26 protein-coding genes are annotated in these 23,747 nt (G+C 65.4%); 12 read left to right on the top strand and 14 right to left on the bottom strand.

The features are described 5' to 3' along the window. Window positions 1–35: 35 nt before the first annotated feature. Window positions 36–692 (bottom strand): L-fuculose-phosphate aldolase, encoded by a 657-nt coding sequence (locus G6N08_RS02150; RefSeq protein WP_163753805.1) that lies wholly within the window; start codon window positions 690–692, stop codon window positions 36–38. After that, a complete protein-coding gene (locus G6N08_RS02145) occupies window positions 689–1,669 on the bottom strand; it encodes an NAD(P)-dependent oxidoreductase (protein WP_163753803.1) in 981 nt (326 codons plus the stop codon). Before G6N08_RS02145 ends, G6N08_RS02150 begins: the two co-directional genes overlap by 4 nt. Before the next feature lie 21 nt (window positions 1,670–1,690). Between G6N08_RS02145 and G6N08_RS02140 the strand changes: the two genes are divergently transcribed. Further along, a complete protein-coding gene (locus G6N08_RS02140) occupies window positions 1,691–3,046 on the top strand; it encodes a xylulokinase (RefSeq protein ID WP_163753801.1) in 1,356 nt (451 codons plus the stop codon). On the opposite strand, the gene G6N08_RS02135 is transcribed toward G6N08_RS02140, so the two are convergent. Both G6N08_RS02135 and G6N08_RS02130 read right to left on the bottom strand, forming a co-directional pair. After that, window positions 3,027–3,929: a class I SAM-dependent methyltransferase gene (locus tag G6N08_RS02135; protein WP_163753799.1), complete on the bottom strand. Its 903-nt coding sequence runs from the start codon at window positions 3,927–3,929 to the stop codon at window positions 3,027–3,029. The genes G6N08_RS02140 and G6N08_RS02135 overlap by 20 nt on opposite strands. Then, window positions 3,913–4,920, bottom strand: coding sequence for a class I SAM-dependent methyltransferase (locus G6N08_RS02130; protein ID WP_443093830.1), 1,008 nt, complete (start codon window positions 4,918–4,920; stop codon window positions 3,913–3,915). Before G6N08_RS02130 ends, G6N08_RS02135 begins: the two co-directional genes overlap by 17 nt. 222 nt (window positions 4,921–5,142) lie before the next feature. Here G6N08_RS02130 and secY point away from each other — a divergent pair, with 222 nt between their 5' ends. The 4 genes from secY (at window position 5,143) to G6N08_RS02110 (ending at window position 8,598) form a co-directional block, all read left to right on the top strand. After that, window positions 5,143–6,465: a preprotein translocase subunit SecY gene (gene secY / locus G6N08_RS02125; protein WP_163753795.1), complete on the top strand. Its 1,323-nt coding sequence runs from the start codon at window positions 5,143–5,145 to the stop codon at window positions 6,463–6,465. After that, window positions 6,462–7,007 (top strand): adenylate kinase, encoded by a 546-nt coding sequence (locus tag G6N08_RS02120; protein ID WP_163753793.1) that lies wholly within the window; start codon window positions 6,462–6,464, stop codon window positions 7,005–7,007. The genes secY and G6N08_RS02120 overlap by 4 nt, the downstream gene beginning before the upstream one ends. A 1-nt stretch (window position 7,008) precedes the next feature. Further along, the gene (gene map, locus G6N08_RS02115) at window positions 7,009–7,809 is read left to right on the top strand and encodes a type I methionyl aminopeptidase (protein WP_163753791.1); all 801 of its coding nucleotides are present in this window, start codon (window positions 7,009–7,011) and stop codon (window positions 7,807–7,809) included. A 282-nt stretch (window positions 7,810–8,091) separates the two neighbouring features. Next, the gene (locus tag G6N08_RS02110) at window positions 8,092–8,598 is read left to right on the top strand and encodes a MarR family transcriptional regulator (RefSeq protein WP_163753789.1); all 507 of its coding nucleotides are present in this window, start codon (window positions 8,092–8,094) and stop codon (window positions 8,596–8,598) included. A gap of 185 nt (window positions 8,599–8,783) precedes the next feature. On the opposite strand, the gene G6N08_RS02105 is transcribed toward G6N08_RS02110, so the two are convergent. Both G6N08_RS02105 and G6N08_RS02100 read right to left on the bottom strand, forming a co-directional pair. Continuing rightward, the gene (locus tag G6N08_RS02105; RefSeq protein WP_163756552.1) at window positions 8,784–9,980 is read right to left on the bottom strand and encodes a GAF domain-containing sensor histidine kinase; all 1,197 of its coding nucleotides are present in this window, start codon (window positions 9,978–9,980) and stop codon (window positions 8,784–8,786) included. Between the two features lie 38 nt (window positions 9,981–10,018). Further along, the gene (locus tag G6N08_RS02100; RefSeq protein ID WP_163756548.1) at window positions 10,019–10,690 is read right to left on the bottom strand and encodes a response regulator; all 672 of its coding nucleotides are present in this window, start codon (window positions 10,688–10,690) and stop codon (window positions 10,019–10,021) included. Window positions 10,691–10,871: 181 nt separating this feature from the next. On the opposite strand from G6N08_RS02100, the gene G6N08_RS02095 reads away from it, so the two are divergent. Then, the gene (locus G6N08_RS02095; protein WP_246216572.1) at window positions 10,872–11,675 is read left to right on the top strand and encodes an HAD hydrolase-like protein; all 804 of its coding nucleotides are present in this window, start codon (window positions 10,872–10,874) and stop codon (window positions 11,673–11,675) included. Here the strand turns inward: G6N08_RS02095 and mmsB are convergent. From mmsB to G6N08_RS02075, 4 genes are all read right to left on the bottom strand, one after another. Next, window positions 11,672–12,556, bottom strand: a complete 885-nt coding sequence (gene mmsB, locus G6N08_RS02090) for a 3-hydroxyisobutyrate dehydrogenase (protein ID WP_163753787.1) — start codon at window positions 12,554–12,556, stop codon at window positions 11,672–11,674. The genes G6N08_RS02095 and mmsB overlap by 4 nt on opposite strands. 8 nt (window positions 12,557–12,564) lie before the next feature. Further along, window positions 12,565–13,725, bottom strand: coding sequence for an acyl-CoA dehydrogenase family protein (locus G6N08_RS02085; protein WP_163753785.1), 1,161 nt, complete (start codon window positions 13,723–13,725; stop codon window positions 12,565–12,567). A 7-nt stretch (window positions 13,726–13,732) separates the two neighbouring features. Further along, the gene (locus G6N08_RS02080) at window positions 13,733–15,253 is read right to left on the bottom strand and encodes a CoA-acylating methylmalonate-semialdehyde dehydrogenase (RefSeq protein WP_163753783.1); all 1,521 of its coding nucleotides are present in this window, start codon (window positions 15,251–15,253) and stop codon (window positions 13,733–13,735) included. A 145-nt stretch (window positions 15,254–15,398) separates the two neighbouring features. Further along, the gene (locus tag G6N08_RS02075) at window positions 15,399–16,277 is read right to left on the bottom strand and encodes an aldo/keto reductase (RefSeq protein WP_218033363.1); all 879 of its coding nucleotides are present in this window, start codon (window positions 16,275–16,277) and stop codon (window positions 15,399–15,401) included. Between the two features lie 748 nt (window positions 16,278–17,025). Here G6N08_RS02075 and G6N08_RS02070 point away from each other — a divergent pair. Beyond that, the gene (locus G6N08_RS02070) at window positions 17,026–18,009 is read left to right on the top strand and encodes an aldo/keto reductase (RefSeq protein WP_163753781.1); all 984 of its coding nucleotides are present in this window, start codon (window positions 17,026–17,028) and stop codon (window positions 18,007–18,009) included. A gap of 13 nt (window positions 18,010–18,022) precedes the next feature. On the opposite strand, the gene rfbC is transcribed toward G6N08_RS02070, so the two are convergent. Genes rfbC through G6N08_RS02050 form a run of 4 tightly spaced genes read right to left on the bottom strand, consistent with a single transcriptional unit; the run spans window position 18,023 to window position 21,396 of the window. Continuing rightward, on the bottom strand, window positions 18,023–18,628 hold the full coding sequence (rfbC, locus tag G6N08_RS02065) for a dTDP-4-dehydrorhamnose 3,5-epimerase (protein ID WP_163753779.1): 606 nt from the start codon (window positions 18,626–18,628) through the stop codon (window positions 18,023–18,025). Window position 18,629: 1 nt separating this feature from the next. Continuing rightward, on the bottom strand, window positions 18,630–19,625 hold the full coding sequence (rfbB, locus tag G6N08_RS02060; RefSeq protein ID WP_163753777.1) for a dTDP-glucose 4,6-dehydratase: 996 nt from the start codon (window positions 19,623–19,625) through the stop codon (window positions 18,630–18,632). Window positions 19,626–19,651: 26 nt separating this feature from the next. Then, complete coding sequence (locus tag G6N08_RS02055; RefSeq protein WP_163753775.1) at window positions 19,652–20,512, bottom strand: LLM class F420-dependent oxidoreductase; 861 nt, start codon at window positions 20,510–20,512, stop codon at window positions 19,652–19,654. 32 nt (window positions 20,513–20,544) lie between these two features. Beyond that, window positions 20,545–21,396, bottom strand: a complete 852-nt coding sequence (locus tag G6N08_RS02050; protein ID WP_163753773.1) for an LLM class F420-dependent oxidoreductase — start codon at window positions 21,394–21,396, stop codon at window positions 20,545–20,547. 348 nt (window positions 21,397–21,744) lie between these two features. On the opposite strand from G6N08_RS02050, the gene infA reads away from it, so the two are divergent. The 5 genes from infA to rpsD all read left to right on the top strand — a co-directional run bounded on the left by infA (window position 21,745) and on the right by rpsD (window position 23,737). Continuing rightward, complete coding sequence (infA, locus tag G6N08_RS02045) at window positions 21,745–21,966, top strand: translation initiation factor IF-1 (protein WP_003418601.1); 222 nt, start codon at window positions 21,745–21,747, stop codon at window positions 21,964–21,966. Window positions 21,967–22,003: 37 nt separating this feature from the next. After that, entirely contained in the window at window positions 22,004–22,117 is a 114-nt protein-coding gene (rpmJ, locus tag G6N08_RS02040; RefSeq protein ID WP_003879483.1) for a 50S ribosomal protein L36, read from the top strand. A gap of 207 nt (window positions 22,118–22,324) precedes the next feature. After that, window positions 22,325–22,699, top strand: coding sequence for a 30S ribosomal protein S13 (gene rpsM / locus G6N08_RS02035; RefSeq protein ID WP_163753772.1), 375 nt, complete (start codon window positions 22,325–22,327; stop codon window positions 22,697–22,699). 3 nt (window positions 22,700–22,702) lie between these two features. Continuing rightward, window positions 22,703–23,116, top strand: a complete 414-nt coding sequence (rpsK, locus tag G6N08_RS02030; protein ID WP_163753770.1) for a 30S ribosomal protein S11 — start codon at window positions 22,703–22,705, stop codon at window positions 23,114–23,116. Window positions 23,117–23,131: 15 nt separating this feature from the next. Then, window positions 23,132–23,737: a 30S ribosomal protein S4 gene (gene rpsD / locus G6N08_RS02025; RefSeq protein ID WP_163753768.1), complete on the top strand. Its 606-nt coding sequence runs from the start codon at window positions 23,132–23,134 to the stop codon at window positions 23,735–23,737. Window positions 23,738–23,747 lie beyond the last annotated feature (10 nt).

Genomic DNA, 23,747 nt, shown 5'->3' with positions numbered 1-23,747 from the left:
GCCAGGCTGCCGGTGTTCGGGTGTGCGGCCGCACGCTAGCGCAGGTTAGCGCGCAGGTAGCTGTAGATGGCCGCGAAGCCAGCGTTGACGTCTTCGGGTATGGGTATGAAACCGCCTAGAGCTCTTGCTCCCCAAGCGATTTGGGCTGTGCGCTCAACAAGAGCGGTCACGTGCAGCACGTGGTCGGGCCGGGGCCCGACCGCGACCAGGCCATGGTTGGCAATCAGCGCGGCCGCACGACCTTCCAGCGCCTTCACCGCGTTCAGGCCCACCTCCGGGGTACCGGAGGCGGCGTAGTCGGCGCAGCGGATCTCTCCGCCGCAGTAGATGGCGAACTCGTCGATGCATGCCGGAATCGGTTGATGGGCAATAGCGAACATGGTGGCCCACACCGGATGGCTGTGGATGACACTGCCGATGTCGTCGAACGCCTTGTAACAGGCCAGATGTAGTTTCATCTCGGTGGACGGCGACCGCCCCTCCCGCGCGTGCAGCACGGAGCCGTCGGGATCGACAAGCACCAGATCCTCGAGGGTCATTTCCTCGTAGTCGACCGACGAGGGGGTGATGACCAGGTTGCCGTCCGACCGCCGGGCCGAAAGGTTGCCCGCTGTTCCCTCGACCAGGCCGCGGCGCAGCATCTCCTTGGCCGCCGCCAGCACCGCAGCCTCCGGGTTGTCGACGAATCTCATGGCCCCAGCACCTCCGGGTTGACGATATTTTTGGGCCGGTGTCCGGTGAACAGCGCTTCCAGGTCGTCGGCAACCATCTGTGCCTGCCGGGCTTCAGTGTTCCAGGTCGCCCCGCCGATATGTGGAGTCAGCACCACATTGGGCATGCTGACGAGCGGGTGCTCGGGCGGCAACCATTCCCCGGCGAAATGATCGAGGCCGGCAGCGGCGACTTTGCCGCTGCGTAACGCATCGACGAGTGCGTCGGTGTCGTGCAACTGGGCCCGCGCGGTGTTGAGAAAGACGACACCGTCACGCATGGCGGCGAACTGCTCGGCGCCGATCATCCCGACGGTGTCGGCGGTGACCGGCGCATGCAGCGAGACGATATCGGCCTCGGCGAGCAGCTCCGGCAGGCTGTGGCGGGCGTCCTGGTTGTAGGGGTCGCAGGCGATGACCCGCATGCCCAGCCCTGAGAGCCGCCATTTGACTGCGCGTCCGACAGCGCCCAGGCCGATCAGCCCGGCGGTGCGCCCGGCGACCTCCCACGCCCGGAACCGCTGGTAGGGGATGGTGCCACCGCGGAAAACATTGCCGCCGCGGACCTCGGCATCGGCCGCCACCAGGTGGCGGGTGGCGGCGAACAACAGGGCCAGCGTCATCTCGGCGACCGCGTCGGCGTTACGTCCGGGGGTGAACAACACCGGCACGCCCGCGGCAGTGGCCGCAGCAACGTCGACATTGTTGGGGTCGCCCCGGGTAGAGGCGACCGCGCGCAACCCCAGGTCGAACACCGGGCCGGCTACCGAATCGCTTTCCACCACGACGACATCGGCGTTTTCGGCGCGGATCCGGTCAGCGAGCTGCTCGGCGGTGTAGATGCGGAACGGGTGCTGGTCGATCCACGGGTCGTAGGCCAGGTCGACCAGCTGCCGCAGTTTGTCGAATCCTGCGCCGCGCAGCGGGGCAGTGACCAAAGCACGCGTCACGAGTGCCAATGCTGGCGTACGGTGACGCCCGTGTCACGCACAGAGGTCACAATCGGCATCGATATCGGCACAACCGCCGTCAAAGCGGTGGCCGCCGACGCGGACGGGCGGGTGGTGGGCCGGACACGGATTGTGCACCGGCTGCACGTGCCGGCGCCCGACCGGCTGGAGCACGACGCCGACCAGGCCTGGCGGCGCGGCCCGCTTGCGGCGCTCGAGCGGTTGGCGTGCCCCGAGGCACTGGCCGTGGCCGTCACGGCGATGGTGCCGTCGCTGGCGGCCGTCGATTCCGCCGGCCAGCCCATCACGCCGGGGCTGCTGTATGGCGACGGGCGGGGCCGGGTCCCGGCGGCCCCCGACCAACCATTACCCCCGATGGGGGAGGCCGCCGAGTTCGTGCGCTGGACGGCCCGGCAGGCGCCGGGCGCGGCCGGGTACTGGCCGGCGCCGGCGGTGGCCAACTACGCGCTGGCGGGCGAGGCGGTGATCGACCACGCCACCGCGTATACCAGCGCGCCGCTATTCGACGGCAGCGGCTGGAACGACAAGGCATGCGCCGACTACGGCGTGACGGTGGACCGTCTGCCCCGGGTCGAGATGATCGGCGCAGTTGCCGGGCAGGTGCGCGACAGCGACACCATGTTGGCGGTCGGCACCGTCGACGCCCTGTGCGAGCGGGTGGTGGCCGGCGCCGACCACGACGGTGATGTGCTCGTCTTGTGCGGCACCACCCTGGTGGTGTGGACGACGATACCCGACGCCCGCCACGTTCCGGGGCTGTGGACCATCCCGCATACCGCCCCCGGGAAAAGCCAGATCGGGGGGGCGAGTAACGCCGGCGGTCTGTTTCTCACCTGGGCGGATCGTTTGCTGGGCCCTGGCGATCCGACAACGCTGGATCCCCAGCGGGTGCCGGTGTGGTCGCCGTATGTGCGTGGGGAACGCGTGCCCTACCACGATCCGGATCGCCGGGCCGTGCTCGACGGTCTGGATCTGACTCACGGCCCGGCATCGGTGCGGCGGGCTGCGTACGAGGCGTCGGGGTTTGTCGTTCGCCAGCTCATCGAGCGAAGCGGTGTACCGGTGTCACGCATCGTGGCGGCGGGCGGTGGGACGCGGATACCACTGTGGATGCAGGCCATCGCCGATGCCACCGGACGTGCGGTGGAGGTGTCGGCGGTGGCCGAGGGAGCGGCGCTGGGCGCCGCGTTTCTCGCCAGGATGGCGGCCGGCCTGGAATCGTCGCCGATCGATGCCGCCCGCTGGGCCCGCACCGAACGCGTGGTCGAACCCGACCCCGCCTGGGCCCGCGTCATGGAGGAACGCTACCGGCGGTTTCTGGAATTGGGCGAGCAGCCGTCCCGGGTTAGCGCCGTACCGCGCTGACGTAGCTCATATCGCCGAAGGCAGCCACTATCTGGTCTTCAGGGAATTCGAACCCGTTGCGCTCGTAGAGTTCTCGCGCCGGATAGGCGGTCACCTGCCAGCCGTGGCTGCTCAAGTAGTCCACGACGATGCTGCGTTCACCCGGATAGAACAGGTCGGACATGTCGAGGTCCATGCCCAGGCGTTGCCACTGTTGGGTGAACCGCTGCGCCCGCTCGTCGGAGAAGGCGTTGCGCTCCGGGAAATGCTCAGTGGCGAGCCGGCTGTCGGGTGCACTGAGCGTGGTGATGTGGTCGAACAACCGATCCTGGGCCTCGGGCGGCAGATAGGGCAGCAGCCCCTCGGCGCTCCAGGCGGTCGGCTGGTCCGGGTGGAAACCGTGGTGCCGCAACGCCGCGGGCCAGTCGTCACGCAGGTCGATGCCCACCGGGCGGTGTTCGGCGGCCGGGGCAGCGCCGAGTTCGGCGAGGGTCCGGGTTTTGAAATCGATCACCGGCGGCTGGTCGATCTCGTAGACGACCATGCCCGCCGGCCAGGGCAGCCGGTAAGCCCTGGTATCCAGACCGGAAGCCAAAATCACGGCCTGGCGCACCCCCGCCTCGGCGGCTGCGACGAAGAAATCATCGAAAAACCTTGTCCGGACCGTGATCCGCTCGGTTCGAGTCTTCCGGTTCAGCAGCGGATCGTCGTCGACGTCGATTTCGCCGTCGATCAGGCGGACGAAAGGCTCCAGGCCGACCGCGCGGACCAGCGGATCGGCCAGCGGGTCGTCGAGCAGCGGATCGGGACCTTGCGACGCCATCGCGCGTGAGGCTGCGACCATGGTCGCGGTCACCCCCACGCTGGAGGCCAGGTCCCAGGAGTCGTTATCGGTTCGGGCCATCGGAATTCGGGGCGCCTCCTTCTTCGTCGCGAGTCGGTTGTCTGTGCATCGGCGGGCTGTCTGCTGCTGTGCGGATCGCGGTGACAGCGACGACGTTGCGAAACGCCGCCATCTCCTCGTCATCGGGAAATGTCCGGCCGTAGTCGGCGAACAAGTCCCGTCGAAGCCGGGTGCTCACCTGCCAGCCCCGGTCAGTCAGGTAGTCGACGACATTGCTGCGCGGGCCGTCGTAGAACAGTCCCGACAGGTCGATATCGCAGCCGAGATCGGCCCACCGCCGGTTGAACATCTGGGCACGTTGGGCCATCGTCGGCCCGGACTCAGGGTGATATTCGGTGGCCAGCCGGCTGCCCGGGGCGCTGAGCGCGGTGATGTCGTCGAACAACCGGTCCTGCGCGTGTGGCGGCAGGTACATCAGCAGCCCCTCGGCGCTCCAGGCGGTCGGCTGGGCCGGGTCGAAACCGTGTTGCCGCAGCGCGGTGGGCCAGTCGTCACGCAGGTCGATGCCCACCGGGCGGCGCTCGGCGGTGGGGGTGGCGCCGAGATCGGCCAATGCCCGCGTCTTGAAGTCGATTACCCGCGGCTGGTCGATCTCATAGACGACGCTGCCCGCCGGCCACGCCAGCCGGTACGAGCGCGAGTCGAGTCCGGCGGCAAGGATCACCGACTGGCGCAGCCCGGCCTCGGCGGCTGCGACGAAGAAATCGTCGAAAAAGCGGGTGCGCACTGCCATCGAATCGGTCTCCAGCCGGAGGTTTCGCCCGGCCTGCTCAGCCGCCTGCGAGACGGCGATGTCACCGTCGACCAGTCGGGTGAAGAATTCCACACCGACCGCGCGCACCAGCGGCGCGGCGAACGGGTCGTCGATAATCGGGTCGGGTTCGGTGCTGGCCAGCGCGCGGGCCGCAGCGACCATCGTGGCTGTTGCACCGACGCTGGAGGCCAGATCCCACGTGTCGCCGTCGAACCGTACGCTGTCCCTGCGCATCATCCTCACCCCCGCAACCACCACTTGATACTTAGCCAATATAATAAGCCATGGATCTGCGCGCCTCATTGCTGGGAGGCGTCGCCCGCGCTGTTACTCTCGTAAACTGTTCGACGCGCCGGGACACATCCTGGCCTGCGGGTGCCTGGCGCGTGACCCAGAACTATCCGATGCCGGCCGGCCCGGTTGGCATTCCGACCGGTGTTCGGCTGCGCAGGAGGAAGAGTGCTTTCGGCTTTCATCTCATCGCTGCGGACAGTCGACCTGAGACGGAAGATCCTGTTCACGCTGGGCATCGTCGTGATCTATCGCATCGGTGCCTCATTGCCGTCTCCCGGGGTGAACTACCCCAACGTGCAGAAGTGCATCGCCCAGGTCACCGGCGGTGAGGGCGGCCAGATCTACTCGCTGATCAACTTGTTCTCCGGCGGCGCCCTGCTGAAGCTGACCGTGTTCGCGGTCGGCGTGATGCCCTACATCACCGCCAGCATCATCGTGCAGCTGCTCACGGTCGTCATCCCGCGGTTCGAGGAGCTGCGCAAAGAGGGTCAGGCCGGTCAGGCCAAAATGACCCAATACACCCGCTACGTGGCGATCGCGCTGGCCATCTTGCAGGCAACCAGCATTGTGGCGCTGGCAGCCAACGGCGGGCTGCTGCAGGGCTGCGCATTAGACATCATCGCCGACCAGAGCATCTTCACCCTCGTCGTGATCGTGTTTGTGATGACAGGGGGCGCGGCGCTGGTGATGTGGATGGGCGAGCTGATCACCGAGCGCGGGATCGGCAACGGTATGTCGCTGTTGATCTTCGTCGGCATCGCCGCCCGGATCCCCTTCGAGGGCCGAGACATCCTGCACAACCGCGGCGGAATGACTTTCGCCGCGGTCTGTGCGGCCACGCTGGTCATCATCGTCGGCGTGGTGTTCGTCGAGCAGGGCCAACGCCGCATCCCGGTGCAATACGCCAAGCGCATGGTGGGTCGGCGCATGTACGGCGGGACGTCGACGTATCTGCCGCTCAAAGTCAACCAGGCCGGGGTCATCCCGGTCATCTTCGCCTCGTCACTGATCTATATTCCGCAGCTGATCACCCAGCTGATCAGAAGCGGTGGCGGTCGGGGCAGCAGTTGGTGGGACAAATTCGTCGCGAACTACCTGTCCAACCCCGGCAACTCCGTATACATCGCCATCTATTTCGCGCTGATCATCTTCTTCACGTATTTCTACGTCTCGGTCACATTTAATCCCGATGAACGCGCCGACGAGATGAAAAAGTTCGGCGGCTTCATTCCCGGTATTCGGCCGGGCCGGCCAACGGCTGACTATTTGCGTTTTGTGCTGAGCCGGATTACGTTGCCGGGCTCGATCTACCTCGGTGTGATCGCGGTATTGCCTAATTTCTTTCTCGGGTTAGGCAGTACCGGGACGGTCCAGAATCTGCCGTTCGGCGGAACGGCGGTACTGATCATGGTCGGCGTCGGTTTGGATACGGTCAAGCAGATCGAGAGCCAGCTCATGCAGCGCAACTATGAAGGGTTCCTGAAGTGAGGGTTATTCTGCTGGGGCCGCCGGGGGCGGGTAAAGGCACGCAGGCGGCAAAGCTGGCGGAGAAACTCGAGATTCCGCAGATCTCCACCGGGGAGCTGTTTCGGCGCCACATCAAGGCGGGGACAAAGCTCGGCGTCGAGGCTAAGCAGTACCTGGACGCCGGTGACCTGGTGCCGTCCGAGCTGACCAACGCGATGGTCGACGACCGCCTGAACAATCCGGACGCAGCCGCCGGGTTCATCCTCGACGGCTATCCCCGTTCCCTTGAGCAGGCCAAGGCACTCCACGAGATGCTTGAGCGCCGTGGCACCAAAATCGACGCGGTCCTGGAGTTTCGGGTGCCGCGGGACGTGCTGCTCGAACGGCTCGAAGGGCGGGGCCGCGCCGACGACACCGAGGAGATCATCCTCAACCGGATGAAGGTCTATAACGATGAGACCGCGCCGCTGCTGGACTACTACCGTGACGAGCTGAAAACCGTCGACGCCGTCGGCAGCATCGACGAAGTATTCGCCCGCGCACTGCAAGCCCTGGGGAAATAGCGTGATCGCACTGGCCGGTCTGCGTCCGCGCAAGGTTGTGGCACAACGCAGCCCGGGGGAACTCGACGCGATGGCTGCGGCCGGCGCGGTCGTCGCCGCGGCGCTGCGCGCGGTCCAGCAGGCAGCGGTCGCCGGAGTCTCCACACTGAGCCTCGACCAGATCGCCGAATCGGTGATCCGTGACGCCGGGGCCACGCCGTCGTTCCTGGGGTATCACGGTTATCCGGCGTCGATCTGCGCGTCGGTGAACGACCGGGTGGTGCACGGGATTCCCTCCGCTGCCGAGATTCTCGCGCCCGGTGACCTGGTGTCGATCGACTGCGGAGCGATCCTGGACGGCTGGCACGGCGACGCCGCGGTCACCTTCGGTGTCGGGACACTCAGCGCAGAGGATGCAGTGCTGGCGCAGGCGACCAGGGATTCGCTGGAGGCCGGGATCGCCGCGATGACGCCCGGTAACCGGCTCAGCGATGTGTCGCATGCCATCGAAACCGGCACGCACGCGGCGGAAGCCCGCTACGGACGCGCCTTCGGCATCGTCAAGGGCTACGGTGGCCACGGTATCGGCCGGCGCATGCACATGGAGCCGTTCCTGCCCAACGAGGGCGCCCCGGGCCGCGGTCCGCTGCTGGTCCCGGGCTCGGTGCTGGCCATCGAACCGATGTTGACCCTCGGGTCCGGCGACACGGTTGTGCTCGACGACGAGTGGACGGTGGTGACCGTCGACGGTTCGCGCGCCGCACACTGGGAGCACACCGTGGCCGCAACCGGGGACGGGCCGCGCATCCTGACCCTCGGCTAAGGCTTACGGTGTTCCGCGACAACCCGAGTTCGCGGGCCACTGCGGCGCGGTAGCGCGGCCGATGACAAGCCTGCGGACAGAACACCCGCTAGCCTGCCGCAACCCACGGTCTGCGATCATTTTTACTGTATACCAACATATTTGGCCTGTGCGTCCTCGGACAATAGCCGGCCGGCGAGCTCACCCCAATAGTCAGGGCGTGAACGACGGCGTTGGCCGCGGTGACAAAGTCCACGGCAAACGTCGGCTGACCGCTGCCCCGCAAGTGCGGTATGAAAAAGCATGGCCGCTGAGCAACCCGACAGGCGTGACCCGATTGCGCAGGCCCGCGCCAACTGGGAGCGCGCAGGCTGGGGCGATTTCGCGGACGGCATGGTCGCGGTCACGTCGGTGATGCGCGCCCACCAGATTTTGCTCGCCCGCGTCGAGAACGCGTTGCGCCCGTATGACTTAAGCTTTTCCCGCTTCGAGTTGTTGCGGCTGCTGGCGTTCAGCCGGACCGGTGCGTTGCCAATCACCAAGGCGTCCGACCGGCTGCAGGTCCATGTCACCAGCGTGACCCACGCGATTCGCCGGCTGGAAGCCGATGGGCTGGTGAAGCGCACGCCGCACCCCACCGACGGGCGCACTACCCTGGTGCAGATCACCGATCTCGGTCGCTCCACGGTTGAGGACGCCACGGTCACGCTCAACGAGAAGGTGTTCGCCGATATCGGCATGTCTCCGGAGGAAGCGCGAGCCTTGGTGTCATCGATCGGAACGTTGCGGCATAACGCCGGGGATTTCTGACTCGCGAGCGGACGCAATATTACCCCGCAAAATTACCCAGTCCCGGGGACATTGGGCGGTTTTACGTTGCCCGACCGTGACGCCGGGGCCACGCCGTCGCTCCCGGGCTATTCTCGCGCCCTCGCTGCCGCACCGCACCACCGAGCCGAGAGCGCCCTGTGGAGAGGAAGGAGACCAGCCTTCGTCTAGACGGACCGCAGCGGAATGGTGGCCGTGACCGCGGTCCCGGCACCGGGTCGCGACCGGATATTGAGCTGTCCGCCAACGAGTTCGGCGCGCTCGGCCATCGACAGCACCCCGTACCCACCCATGTCGTCGCCGCCGAGCGGGTTCTCGAAAGTGTCGAAACCCACTCCGTCATCGACGATTTCCAGCCGGGCGGTGTCGTTTTCGACCGCGAACTTCAGCCGGGCCATCGTCGCGTGGGCATGTTTGACGATGTTTTGCAGGCCTTCCTGCGCGATGCGGTAGAGCGCGAGCTCGATATGCTCGGGGACCCGCACATCTGAAAGATCCAGCTGCAGCTCCAGCTGGGGCATCGAGCGGGCCAGGCTGGCCAATCCGCCCGCGAGGCCCAGGTCGTCGAGCACCGGCGGGCGCAGCCCGCTGATCGCGGCACGCGCCTCCTGAAGTGTGAGTTGGGCGAGCTGGCGGGCCTCGTCGAGTTGTTGCGAGGCTTCGGCCGGATTGTCGTTGACGGCACGCGCCGCCGCGTCCAGGCGGTAGGTCAATGTGATCAGCCGTTGCGAAATCCCGTCGTGAATATCCCCGGCGAGCCGGCGGCGCTCGATCTCCTGGGCCTCGATCACCTGCTCGACGAACAGCTCGTGCGCGCGTTCGCGGGCCACCAGCTGCCGATGCAGCCGCGCCTGATGCATGGCACCGGCGATGAGCCGGCCGATGACGCGCAACAACTCGACATCACCGTGCGTGAACTCCCGGCGCACGACCGTATGCACATTCAGCACGCCCACCAGCCCGCCCGGGTCGGTTTCCATGGGCACCGACACCATCGAGGTGAAATCTCGGCCGCGCAGCGACGGGATGGGCAGGTAGCGTGGGTCGGCCTCTTTGTCGTGGCTGATGACCACCGGTTCGCGGTGCCGTGCCACCCAGCCGGACACCCCGGAGCCCAGCGGCAACCGGATTTTGCCGACCTGCCCGTCGAACGGCGGCGTCGCACCGGCCAGCGTCAACGAGCGGCCGCTGTCGTCGAGTACGTGCACGAAGCACACGTCGGTCCCGGTGGCCGCGGTGATCATGCGCGCGGCCGCCGCCGCGAGCGGTTCGACCTCGGGGCCGCTGGAGGCCGCCTGGATCAGCTCGCGCAGCAGCGCCAGCTCACGATCGGCGTCGACAAGGTCGCGCACCGCGTTGGGCATGCCGCGCCGCGGCTGAGCAGCTGCCGCGCCGGAGCCTGTCATCGGTAGATGCCTTCCCGCAGCGCGGTGGCCACCGCACCGGTACGATCGCTGACGCCAAGCTTGCGGTATATCGACCGCAGATGGCTTTTGACGGTCTCCTCGCCGATCACGAGCTTATTGGCGATGCCACGGTTAGACAGTCCGGTGACGATGTAGGAGAGGATTTCGCTTTCCCGCTGGGTCAATCCCTGCCGGGCGCCCGGCCAAAACTCGTCGCGCTGCAGCCGTGCCGCGGTGTCGACCGCGCGAGCGGCCAGACCGGGGTCGATGACCGTTTCACCGTGGTGCACCGATTCCAGCTGGCGCACCAACTCGTCGCTGCTGATGCTTTTCAGCAAGTACCCGCGCGCGCCCACCCGCAACGCCTGAAACAGGTACTGTTCGTCGTCGTAGACCGACAACATGACGACTTTGCGTTCCGGGTCACGTTCACGCAGCGCCAGGCACAGGTCTAAGCCGCTGGAACCTTGCATGCGCACGTCGCACAACACGATGTCGGGCTGCAGGCTCTCGATAACGCTGATCGCCCGCTCGGCGCCCACGGCCTGCCCGACCACCCGCACCCGGTCCTTGAAGGCGGCGAGCATCGCCTTGAGACCCTCGATCACCATTTCGTGGTCATCGACGAGCACAAGCCGCACCGGGGCACCGGCAGACCCCACCACCATGGCAACACCATAGTCGCGCAGCGCCCCATCGCCGGGCGGAAACCGGCGCCGGGGACGCCGCGGCCGCGTCGTCGCGGGGTGAATAGCGGGGTGAATAGCGGGGTGAATAGCGGGGTGAATAGCCATGCCAATCCCCCGAATGGGGGACGACCCGAGGGAGCGACGCGGACACGCTAGCGGTATGCGAACCGTGCCGATGCAGACACGGCCCGCGCGGACGTTCTGGTGGGACCGGGCACGTCCGGGGGATGCCGACGTCGAGCCGCTGCGCGCGGTGTTGTTCGACGCGGAGACGGCGCTGGTCGATCTGGAACGTGACGCGCAGCGGGTGGCTTACAACGCTGCGTTTGACGCCCACGATCTCGATATCAGTTGGGGCGTGGAGGAATACGGGCGCCTTCTGCGAATCGCCGACGAGCATCAGCGCGTCGCGAGCGCACTTGGCGCGCGCGGCTTCGGGGCCTGGGCGGATACGCTCGCCGCCCGAGTCTGCGCGACCCAGAAGGCAATCGTCGGCGAGCGCATACTCGACGGTGACATTGCAGCCCGGCCCGGGCTCGTCGACTTGGTGATGGGTTTGTTCGTCGCCGGGACCTGGGTGGGTGTGGTCAGCACGTGCCGCCGGTCATGGGTCGAGGCGCTGGTCCGCAACGTCGTGGGGGAGGGGCTGGTCGAGACCATAGTGACCGGTGATGACGCAGATCGGCCCGGTGATGTCGAACTGTACCGGCTCGCGTTGTGGGAACTGGGAATAACGCCCGAGAGTGCGCTGGCGGTCACCGGTTCAGGTCGGGGGCTGGCGGCGGCGCTCGCCGTCGGGCTGCCCACCGTGGTGGTCACCACCGACTACAGTGCCTGCCAGAACTTCACCGGTGCCGCCGCGCTCCGTTCCGGTTACGACGGCGCCGATCCGCTGGTCGCCGCCGGTTGCCAGCAACTGCACCGGCAATGGGTGCTCGCTCAGAAGCGCTTGGGAACCGCTTAGCCGCGGCGCAGCATCTCGATTACCGCGCTGAAGTCCTTCTCGGGGTGCTCGGCCGCGAACCGGGCATAAATCTCGGCGGCGCAGCGGCCCAGAGGCGCGGCCGTCCCGGTGGACGCCACCGCGTTCATCGCCAGCCCCAGATCCTTGTTCATCAGCGCGGTGGCAAAACCCGGTGCGAAATCGTGGTTGGCCGGTGATGTCGGCACCGGACCGGGCACCGGGCAGTTGGTGTGCACCGCCCAGCAATTGCCGGTCGCGCCGGTGATGACGTCGAATAGCGACTGCGCCGACAGCCCGAGCTTCTCGGCGAGTAGGAACGCCTCAGCGATCGCGATCTGCTGCACTGCGAGCACCATGTTGTTGCACAGCTTGGCGGCCTGGCCCGCGCCGGCCGCACCACAGTGAATGATCTTGCCTGCCATGGGTTCCAGCACCGGCCGCGCTCGCTCAAGGGCCGCCCCGTCACCCCCGACCATGAACGCCAGCGTGCCGGCGACCGCGCCGGCCACCCCGCCGGACACCGGGGCGTCGAGCTGGGCAAAACCATGCGAGCCGGCCAGGGTGTGCACCTCGCGGGCGTCGCTGACTGCAATGGTGGAGCTGTCGATGAACAGCGTCCCCGGTTGCGCAGCAGGAAGCACCTCGGCGTAACAGCGCTTCACGGTCTCTCCGTCGGGCAGCATGGTGATGACCACCTCCGCATCGCCCACCGCATCGGCGGCGCTGTCGAACACGGCGACACCGTTTTTGGTGGCGACGGCCGCGGCGGCGGACTGCGGGTCGAAGCCACGGACGAGATGGCCCGCCGCAACCAGATTCGCCGACATCGGGGCACCCATGTGACCCAAGCCGAGAAACGCGATCGTGGACGTCGCCGACATCGGTCCTCCTAAGTGGCGGCGCGGACTCGCGCAGCCTCGGCCCGTCCGATCACCACGCGCATGATTTCGTTGGTTCCCTCGAGGATTCGGTGCACCCGCAGATCGCGGACGATCTTCTCCACACCATACTCGCGCAAATACCCATAGCCCCCGTGTAACTGGAGGGCCTTGTCGGCGACATCGAAACATGCGTCGGTGACGTAGCGTTTGGCCATCGCGCACAGCTCGACCTTGTCGGCGTCATCGTTGTCCAGCGCGGTCGCCGCCCGCCACAACAACAGCCGCGACGTCTCTAACGCGGTGGCCATGTCGGCCAACGTGAACCGGATGGTGGGCTCGTCGAGCAGGCTGGCGCCGAACGCGTGGCGGTCGCGGACGTAGCGAACGGCCTTGTCGTAGGCGCACTGGGCGCCGCCAAGTGAGCAGGCGGCGATGTTGATCCGGCCGCCGTTGAGGCCGTTCATCGCGATGGAAAAACCGGTGCCCTCGCCGTCTGCACCACCCACCATCGCGTCGGCAGGCACCCGCACTCCCTCCAGCACCACTTGCGTGGTCGGCTGCGCGTTCCAACCCATCTTCTGCTCGTGTGTGCCGAAACTAAGTCCTGCAGCGCCTTTTTCGACGACAAACGCGGATATCCCACGGGGACCGTCGCCGCCGGTGCGCGCCATTACCAGGTAAACGTCCGACGCTCCGCCGCCGGAGATAAACTGTTTGACCCCGTCGAGCACGTAGTCACCGCCGTGTTTGACAGCGCGGGTGCGCAATGCGCCGGCATCCGAACCGGCGCCGGGCTCGGTCAGGCAATAGCTGGCAATGACATCCATCGACGCCAGCCGGGGCACCCAGATTTTGCGTTGTTCGGCGGTGCCGAAGGCGTCGATCATCCAGGCGCACATGTTGTGAATGGACAGGAATGCGGCGACGGTCGGGTCGGCCATGGCCAGCTGTTCGAAGATGCGCACACCGTCGAGGCGGCGCAGCCCGCTACCGCCGACGTCGTCGCGGCAGTAAATCGCAGCCATCCCCAGCTCAGCCGCTTCACGCAGCACGTCGACCGGAAAATGCTGGGCTGCATCCCATTCCAGGGCGTAGGGGGCAAGCCGCTTCTCGGCGAACGCAGCCGCTGTCTCGGTGATCACTTGCTCGTCGTCATTAAGGCCGTGCATCGTGTAGCTATTTCATTGTGGGGATCACGAATTCGGCGCCATCCTTGATGCCCGACGGCCACCGGGAGGTCACGGTCTTGACCTTGGTGTAGAACTGGATCGACGCCGGGCCGTGCTGGTTGAGATCACCAAAACCGGAGCGCTTCCAACCGCCGAAGGTGTGGTAGGCGACCGGCACCGGGATCGGCACGTTGACACCGACCATGCCGACCTGTACCCGGGAGGTGAAGTCGCGGGCGGTGTCGCCGTCACGGGTGAAGATCGCCACACCATTGCCGTATTCGTGCTCCGAGGGCAGCCGCAGCGCCTGCTCGTAGTCGTGGGCTCGCACCATGCACAGCACGGGCCCGAAGATCTCGTCGGTGTAGATCGACATGTCTGGTGTGACATGGTCAAACAGCGTGGGCCCGATGAAGTACCCACCCTCCAAGTTCGTGTCGCCGAACGTCAGGTCGTCGCTGCCGCGCTCCCGACCGTCGACCACCAGTTCCGCGCCGCCGGACACGCCCTGGCTGATGTAGTCACGCACCCGGTTTAAAGCAGCCTCAGTGACCAGTGGGCCGTAGTCGGCCTTCGGGTCGAGGCTGTGGCCTACCCGGAGGTTGTTGACACGCTCGACAAGTCTGGCGCGCAACCGGTCTGCTGTCTGCTCACCGACCGGCACCGCGACGCTGATCGCCATGCATCGTTCACCGGCGCTGCCATATCCAGCGCCGACCAGGGCGTCCACCGCCTGGTCGAGATCGGCGTCGGGCATCACGATCATATGGTTTTTGGCACCGCCGAAGCATTGGGCGCGCTTGCCGTGCGCGGCGGCGGTCGCGTAGATGTACTGCGCGATATCGGAGCTGCCGACAAACCCGACCGCCTTGATATCGGGGTGGGCCACAATGGCGTCGACGGCTTCTTTGTCGCCGTGCACCACCTGGAACACGCCCGGGGGCAGGCCAGCTTCGATAAACAGCTCAGCCAGCCGCACCGGCACCGACGGGTCGCGTTCGGACGGTTTGAGAATGAACGCATTTCCACATGCGAGTGCCGGTCCGGCTTTCCACAACGGGATCATCGCCGGGAAGTTGAACGGCGTGATCCCGGCGACCACGCCCAAAGGCTGGCGAATCGAGTACACGTCGATGCCCGGCCCGGCGCCCTCGCTGTACTCGCCCTTGAGCAGATGCGGGATGCCGATGCAAAACTCGATCACCTCGATACCACGCTGGATGTCGCCGCGGGAGTCGGCCAGCGTCTTGCCGTGCTCAAGGGAAAGCAGCTCAGCCAGCTCGTCAACATGGTCGTTGACCAGCTCGATGAACCGCATCAACACCCGGGCCCGACGCTGCGGATTCCACGCCGCCCAGCCCGTCTGCGCCGCTTTCGCCGATGCCACAGCGGCATCGACCTCGGCCTTGCCGCCCATCGGGACCAGCGCAGCCACCCTGCCGGTGTTGGGATCGAACACCTCAGCCGAGCGGGCGGATGGCGCGGCGGTGCGTCGACCGTCGATGAAGTGCGGGATGTGCGTGGTCATGGGCGTCCTCGGTCGGCTGGAACAAGCACGGGATACTTGCATATCCTAGTAACCGGGGCATCGAACCCGCAACCACCCCCGTGTTGACCGCATCGGGATTCGGTCGACGCACCGCCGGGCAGGGCGCCGCGCCGAGCGGCACGCCTCAGGTGCCGGTGAAGGTTAGTGGGTCGTGGAGCACGCGAGTCCCATCATGCAGGCTGTTCAGCTTCTCCACGTGCTCTTCGGCCAGCTCGAAATCGAACACGTCGAGGTTTTCCACCACACGTTCCGGCTTCCCGGAGCGCGAGACGACGACGTTATCCAGTTGCAGGTTCCAGCGGAGGAGAACTTGCGCGGGTGTGCGGTCATACTCGGCTGCCACCGATGTCACGGTCGGGTGGTCGAGCAGTCGGCCGACGCCGAGCGGGCTGTAGGACTGGGTGACGATGCCGCGCTCGGCATTTGCGGCGCGTAGCTCCGCCTGATTCAACCGCGGGTGCAGCTCGATCTGATTGACGGCGGGCACCGTGTCAGTCTTTTCAATGATCTCGTCGAGGTGTTCTTCGGTAAAGTTCGACACACCGATCGAGCGAGTGTGACCAGCCTCACGCGACTGGATCATGCCCTCGAAACTCTCGACGAATTTCCCGATTTGCGGCGCCGGCCAGTGAATCAGATAAAGGTCGATGTAGTCCAGGCCAAGACGTTCCAAGCTGGCCTCACATGCCTGCTGCGCGCTGTCGTAGCCTTGGCAGGAGGTTCCCAGCTTGGTGGTGACAAAAAGCTCCTCACGTGGGATGTTGGACGCTGCGATCGCGCGGCCGACGGCTTCCTCATTGCCGTAGGCCGCGGCGGTGTCGATCAACCGGCATCCCGCTTCCAAGGCCGCTGCCACCGATTCCTCAGTCTGGGCGTCGGAAAGTTTAGCGACACCAAGGCCGAGAACCGGCATCTTCGTGTTGTCGTTGAGACTGACCGAAGGAATCGAACCGAATGTGTCGTTGATTGTCGTCAACTCTCGTACCTGAGAAAATGTGGTCATCATCCTCCTAACCTGAGGAAACATGGTCTCTCGGACCGACTTTGGTGATGTGCGCTCTTCACCGCTGAAACCGGTACATAACCCGGTCTGCATACAACGGTGCCAAACATCAGCCGGGGCCCAGGCTAGCGGTCGTGTAGTGGCATCGCAAGCTTTCCAGCCCAAAACTGGCCGAGGAATAGTGGATTTGTCTCTGGCGTCGCATCTTTGGAAGACCTATGGAACATCTATGGAAATCAATCAGCCAAAACCGAAGTCGCGCAATGCTGAAATGCTCACTCCTATCGCACTCCTACCGAACTCCTATCGAACCTCCAGGTGAGGAACGGTTTTTCGATAGCGACAGGAGCTGTAGGGCTGGCTGGGTGGTGGCGCAACCCGATGTCATGCGGTATGCTGGCGTTCGCACCTGCGTGTGATGCATGAAGAACACAACGACCTCGGGCAGGCGCAGGAGTGTGCCGCGCCGGTGTGGCCATTCGCACCGCTCCGGGTAGTCGTGGACCGGCCCGGGCTGTGAGCGGCGTCCTCGACAGTGCCCTGTACTAGGGTCGAGCGGCCACATGACGGTCCAGCTGAAGGCCGACTCTCATCGATTTCGGCTCGGCGATTGATATTCGGTGAAAATCGGGTACTTGGGTAGGTGGCAGCAACACTGTCGTTGACGAGGGCCGACCGGAAGCTTCCTCGCCTGTAGCAGTTGACATGTGCCCAAAGAATGTCCAAAAGATCCAAAGAAAAGGTTGACATGAAAACCACTACACTCGGCGCAACGGGCCTTAACGTCTCGCGGATCGCCTTCGGCACCTGGGAATTCTGCAGCGACTGGGGGCGCGCCGATGAGGATGCCGCGATCGCAATGATCCGTCATGCCCGCGAGCTTGGCATCAACTTCTTCGACACCGCACAGCAATACGGATTCGGAGCATCCGAGCGCCTTCTCGGTCAAGCTCTTCGGACCGACCTTGCACGTTCTCGGGACGAGGTCGTCATCGCCACCAAAGGCGGTTTACGTCAGACCGACGACGGGCTCGCCCGCGACGCCAGCCCGGAATGGCTGCGGCAAGGAGTGCACTCCAGCCTGAGCGCACTGGGAGTCGACTACATCGATTTATACCTGGTGCACTGGCCTGATCCGGGCGTACCCGCGTCCGAGACCGCCGGCGCACTCGCAGATCTTTTGTCCGAGGGCAAGATTCGACATGTGGGTGTGTCGAACTACGACACCGCGCAAGTGAAGGAGTTCTCGGCCACGCTTCCGGTGGAGGCGGTGCAGCCGCCGTATCATCTGCTTCGCCGCGACATCGAGCGCGATTTGCTGCCGTATTGCCGCGCAAACAATATTGGGGTCTTCGTGTACGGGCCTCTGGCACATGGCTTGTTGACCGGAACGGTCGGCCGTGCCACCAAGTTCGCTCCCGACGACTGGCGCGCAAAGTCCGATATCTTCAATGGTGACGGCTTCCTGAAGAACTTAGAAGTCATTGAGAATCTCAGGGTTTTTGCTGACGACCTCGGCATCACCCTCAGCCAGTTGGCGATCGCATGGACGCTTGCACAACCCGGCGTGCACGTTGCTATCGTCGGCGCGCAGCATCTTGGCTACCTTCAGGACAGTGCCGCGGCCGCCGAGGTAACGCTTTCTGACGCGGATCTTGACGCGATCGAGAAGATCGTGGCTTCGGCGGTTCCGGTCGGCGGCCCGTTTCCCGAGATGCACAACGCAAGATGATCTTTCGAGTAATTCAGCGCCGGCCAAGCCCCTTGGTGAAGGCGCGGCAGGCTTCCCACGTAGGCAGCAAACCGGCAGCGTGCACCTCGGCGAGAGAAGCGGCCGCAGCGTCCCGCTCTGAAAGCCGTGGTGCTCCGTTGACCCGCGGCCAGGCTATCGCCAACGCTGGATCCGTGGCGTTTATCGCGTGTTCGCGCTGCGGGTTGTATGGTGTCGAGCACAAGTACATGACTGTCGAATTATCTTGCAGAGCAAGGAAGCCGTGCGCGAGGCCTTCGGAAATGTAGACGGATTTGCGCTCTCGGTCGTCGAGCAGCACCGAGCTCCACTGGCCGAATGTCGGAGAGCCAAGGCGGATGTCGACGACGACGTCGAAAACCGATCCGGAAACGCAGGTTACGTACTTCGCCTGACTCGGCGGCAACTCCGCGAAATGCAGTCCACGCAGCACGCCCGCATGTGAGACCGAGCAGTTGGCCTGCCTGACATCCAAGCGGTGCCCGGCGAATGCGGTGAATCCGTGGTCGGTGAGCCACTCGAAAAACAGTCCGCGGCTATCGGCGTGCAGCTGCGGTGTGATCTCCCAGGCTCCGGGAATGTCGAGTTCGCGTGCGTCCATATCATTGACCGCGTTGTTCGTACCGGGCTTCTACAGCGTCTTTCAGTGGACCCCACCATGACTCGTTGTTGCGGTACCATTCAATGGTGGCGCGCAGGCCTTCGTCAAAGTCGGTATGCTTTGGTGCCCAACCTAGTTCGTCATACAGAGATGAAGGGTCAATGGCGTAGCGCAGGTCATGACCGGCACGGTCGGGAACGCGGTCGAAATCGTCGGGGTCGTGGCCCATCATCTTCAGCAGCGTGCGCAACACGGTCAAGTTGTCACGCTCGCCGTCGGCGCCGATGAGATAGGTCCGTCCGGGCTGACCACTTTCGAGGATGCGCCAGACCGCGTCGTTGTGGTCATCGACGTGGATCCAGTCGCGGATGTTGGCGCCGCTGCCGTAGAGCTTGGGGCGGCGTCCGGTCAGCACGTTGGTGATCTGACGCGGGATGAACTTCTCGACATGCTGATACGGCCCGTAGTTGTTGGAGCAGTTAGAAATCGTTGCGCGCACACCATAGGAGCGCACCCAGGCTCGGACCAGCATGTCAGCGGCGGCCTTGGTGGCTGAGTAGGGGCTGGACGGGTTGTAGGGGGTGGATTCGGTGAACCTCGCGGGATTGTCGAGTGCGAGTTCGCCGTAGACCTCGTCGGTGGAGACATGATGCAGGCGCACCCCGTGGCGGCGCACCGCTTCGAGAACGGTGAACGTCCCGATCACGTTGGTGCGCAGGAAGGGCTCCGGGTCGGCCAGCGCGTTGTCGACATGGGTTTCGGCGGCGAAATGGACCACCGCATCGGAATCGGCGACCAGCCGGGAAACCAGCCCGGCATCGGTGACATCACCCTGGACCAGCCGAATCTGGTCCTCAACGGGTGCCAGAGACTCGCGGCTGCCGGCGTAGGTCAGAGCATCCAGCACGGTCACGGCATACTCGGGATGTGCACGCACCGCGCTGTGCACGAAATTGGCCCCGATGAACCCGGCGCCCCCGGTGACGAGCAACCGCATGGTCAAACTGTAACCGGGCGGAACAGTCAGCTGGCAGTTCGCTGGCCTAAAGCCCCGGCCAGGTCTGTGAGCGCGGGCACCAGCTCGTCAGGCTGGCCCAGCACCTGGATGGCCACATGGTCGGCGCCGGCCTGCAGGTGCTGGTTGAGACGATCCGCGACGGCCTCGGGCGTACCGTACGCCACCAGCGCGTCGATCAGCCTGTCGCTGCCGGGCCTGCGTATGTCAGCCTCGGTGAACCCCAGCCGTCGCCAGTTGTTGAGGTAGTTGCTCAAGCCCAGGTAGAAATCAACGAACCGGCGGCCAACCGCACGAGCCCGTTCCGCGTCACTGGTGAGTACGACTTTGTGCTCGGGGGCCAAGAACACCGTGTTGCCCACCACCTCGCGGGCCTTGGCCGTGTGTTCTGGTGTGGTCAGGTAGGGATGGGCGCCGGCGCTGCGTTGCGCGGCCAGGGTCAGCACGCGCGGACCGAGGGCGGCGATCACCCGGCGGCTGGTCGGCACCGCGGCCGCATCGAGTTCATCGAGGTAGGCGACGAGCGCGCGGTAGGGCGTGCGGTACTGCGGGGTGTGCTCGGGGTGACCGACTCCGATGCCCAGCAGGAAACGCCCCGGGTAGGCCTTTTCGATACGGTGGTAGGACTCGGCGACCGCCGTGGCCGGTGCCGACCAGATGTTGACGATGCCCGTGGCCAGCTGCAGCGACGTGGTCCGGGCCAGGGCGGGCTCGACCCAGGCCAGCTCGGCATCGGGCGATCCGCCGATCCAGGCAGCCCCGTAGCCCAGCGATTCGATCTGCGCCGCCAGCTCAGGGGTGATGGAGCGGGTGCCCAGCCAGACCCCGAACCGGCCCAGGTTGGGTTTAAGTGACACTGCCCCGGTCATCGCCGTCCCTCCTTCGGTGTCGCGCGCGTGGTTCAGGCCGGGCTCAGCCCGAGCGGCCCGGCCAGTTCGGCCAGCGCCGGAACCAGGTGCTCACTTCTGGTGAGGACCTGGACGGCGACATGGTCGGCGCCGGCCTCGTGGTGGGCGTTGAGCCGTGCCGCGATGGTTTCAGGTGTGCCGTAGGCGACCAGAGCATCGACGAGACGGTCACTGCCGGGCCGGGCGATGTCGTCGTCGGTAAAGCCCAGTCGTTTCCAATTGTTCAGGTAATTCGCCAGGTTGAGGTAGATGTCGAGGGCTTTGCGGCCGGTGGCACGGGCGCGCTCCGGGTCGACGGTCAGCACCACCTTGTGTTCGGGCGCCAGGAAGGCCGATGGTCCGATCAGGTCGCGGGCGAACGCGGTGTGCCCGGGCGTGGTCAGGTAGGGATGCGCGCCGGCGCTGCGTTGCGCCGAAAGCCCCAGCACTCGCGGGCCCAGCGCGGCCAGCACCCGGCGGTCGGCGGGTACGCCGTAATCGTCGAGCCGGTCCAGGTATTGCACCAGCGCGTCGTAGGGGCGGCGGTATTCGCTGATCGCCTCGGGGTGCCCGACACCGATACCCAGCAGGAAGCGGCCCGGGTAGGCTGTCTCGATGCGGTGAAACGACTCGGCGACCTGCTGGGCCGGCGCCGACCAGATATTGACGATACCGGTGGCCACCTGCAGGGTGGTCGTCTGTTCGAGGATGGGTTCCACCCAGTCCAACTCGGCGGGCGGCGAGCCGCCCACCCACACAGCGCCGTAGCCGAGAGCTTCGATGTCCCTGGCTTGCGCCGGGGTGACGCCGCGCCCGAAGGATCCAAACCGGCCGAGATCGGGCTTGCGTGCAGCAGGATCGGTCATGGTTGTTGGTAACCTGCCCGAACACTGGTCGTATTCCGGTCACGCGGCCGACGGCCGGTGCGATCCGCCGGCACAGCCCGCGGGCGTCATTTTGCACCTGATGTCCTGATGCGGGTATGGTGGAATGCCGGTGCGGCGTCCGTGCCGGCTCTTTGCGTGCCCAGTCCTGGAATTCGCGGAATTTCCTGCCACCGGCTCACGTTCTGCAGTCCGAGCAACCAGCTGCACCGAACCAGGCGCGCCGACACCACAAGAGCACCGAAAGAACCACGAGAGCTGACACTAGAGCTGACAGTAAGCCCAGAGAAGCTCACCCGAAACAAGGACACGGAGGATCGCCGCAGCGTCATGGCCAAAAAGGACGGCGCCATCGAGGTCGAGGGCCGCGTGGTCGAGCCCTTGCCCAATGCGATGTTCCGCATTGAGCTGGAAAACGGCCACAAGGTGCTCGCCCACATCAGCGGCAAGATGCGGCAACACTACATCCGCATCCTGCCCGAGGACCGGGTCGTCGTGGAGTTGTCCCCCTACGACCTGTCCCGGGGCCGCATCGTATACCGATACAAGTAGTGGAACGCCCGAACGAGAGAACAGGATCGCAACTGCCGTGAAGGTGAACCCCAGCGTCAAGCCGATTTGTGACAAGTGCAGGGTGATCCGTCGGCATGGGCGGGTCATGGTGATCTGCTCTGACCCGCGCCACAAACAGCGACAGGGTTAGCCCGGTCGGTGGCGATGGCACGATGGAGCGTGCGGTGGCCTGACCCCGACGGGGCGGACCAGTGCCACGACTAGTGACAATTGAATGCAGACCTCCCAGTACCTCTGAGCGGAAGGGCCGCTCAGCGCGCCCGGACGGAGGCCGGGCCCCGGAATCGGCCGGGATGGACTGGGATCAGACCTCCGGGAAGAACGAGGACTGCCACAGATGGCTCGACTTGTCGGCGTCGACCTGCCGCGCGATAAACGCTTGGAGATCGCTCTGACCTACATCTACGGCATCGGCCGTAGTCTTTCGAACGAGATCCTGGCCGCCACCGGTATCGACCGGGACCTGCGCACCAAGGATCTCACCGACGACCAGCTCGCCCGGCTGCGTGACTACATCGAGGGCAATGTGAAAGTGGAGGGTGACCTGCGCCGCGAGGTGCAGGCCGACATCCGCCGCAAGATTGAGATCGGCTGCTACCAGGGTCTGCGACACCGCCGGGGTTTGCCGGTGCGCGGCCAACGGACCAAAACGAACGCGCGGACCCGCAAAGGTCCCAAGCGCACCATCGCAGGCAAGAAGAAGGCCAGGTAACCTATGCCACCGAAGAAGGCGACTGCAGCTCCCAAAAAGGGACAGAAAACCCGCAGGCGGGAGAAGAAAAACATCCCCCACGGCGCGGCCCACATCAAGAGCACCTTCAACAACACCATCGTGACGATCACCGATCTGCAAGGCAACGTCATCGCCTGGGCGTCCTCGGGTCACGTTGGCTTCAAGGGGTCGCGCAAGTCGACACCCTTCGCCGCGCAGCTGGCTGCCGAGAATGCCGCCCGCAAGGCGCAAGAGCACGGCGTGCGCAAAGTCGATGTGTTCGTCAAAGGCCCGGGTTCGGGCCGGGAGACCGCGATCAGATCGCTGCAGGCCGCCGGACTAGAGGTGGGCGTGATCGCCGACGTCACCCCTCAGCCGCACAACGGCTGCCGTCCGCCGAAGCGCCGCCGCGTCTAGGGGAGATAGAGGAAGATGGCTCGTTACACCGGACCCGTTACCCGCAAATCACGTCGGCTGCGCACCGATCTGGTCGGTGCTGACCAGGCCTTTGAGAAGCGGCCCTATCCACCGGGCCAGCACGGGCGCACCCGGATCAAAGAAAGCGAGTACCTGCTGCAGTTGCAGGAGAAACAAAAGGCCCGCTTCACCTACGGTGTGATGGAAAAACAGTTTCGCCGCTATTACGAGGAGGCTGTGCGACAGCCGGGCAAGACCGGCGAGGAACTGCTGAAGATCCTGGAGAGCCGCCTGGACAACGTGGTCTATCGTGCGGGGATCGCGCGCACCCGCCGACAGGCGCGCCAGCTGGTCAGCCACGGTCATTTCCTGGTCAATGGTGCGAAGGTCAACATTCCCAGCTACCGGGTGTCGCAGTACGACATCATCGACGTGCGGGACAAGTCACTCAACGCCGTGCCCTTCCAGATCGCGCGCGAGACCATGGGTGATCGGCCAGTCCCCAGCTGGATGCAGGTGGTGGGGGAGCGCCCCCGTATCCTGATCCACCAGCTGCCCGAGCGAGCTCAGATCGACGTCCCGCTCACCGAGCAGCTGATCGTCGAGTACTACTCGAAGTAAACACCGTCTT

The organism is Mycobacterium botniense (assembly GCF_010723305.1).
GTDB lineage: Bacteria > Actinomycetota > Actinomycetes > Mycobacteriales > Mycobacteriaceae > Mycobacterium > Mycobacterium botniense.
Note: the sequence above shows the minus strand (reverse complement) of the source record. Positions and strands in the feature narration are given on the sequence as shown.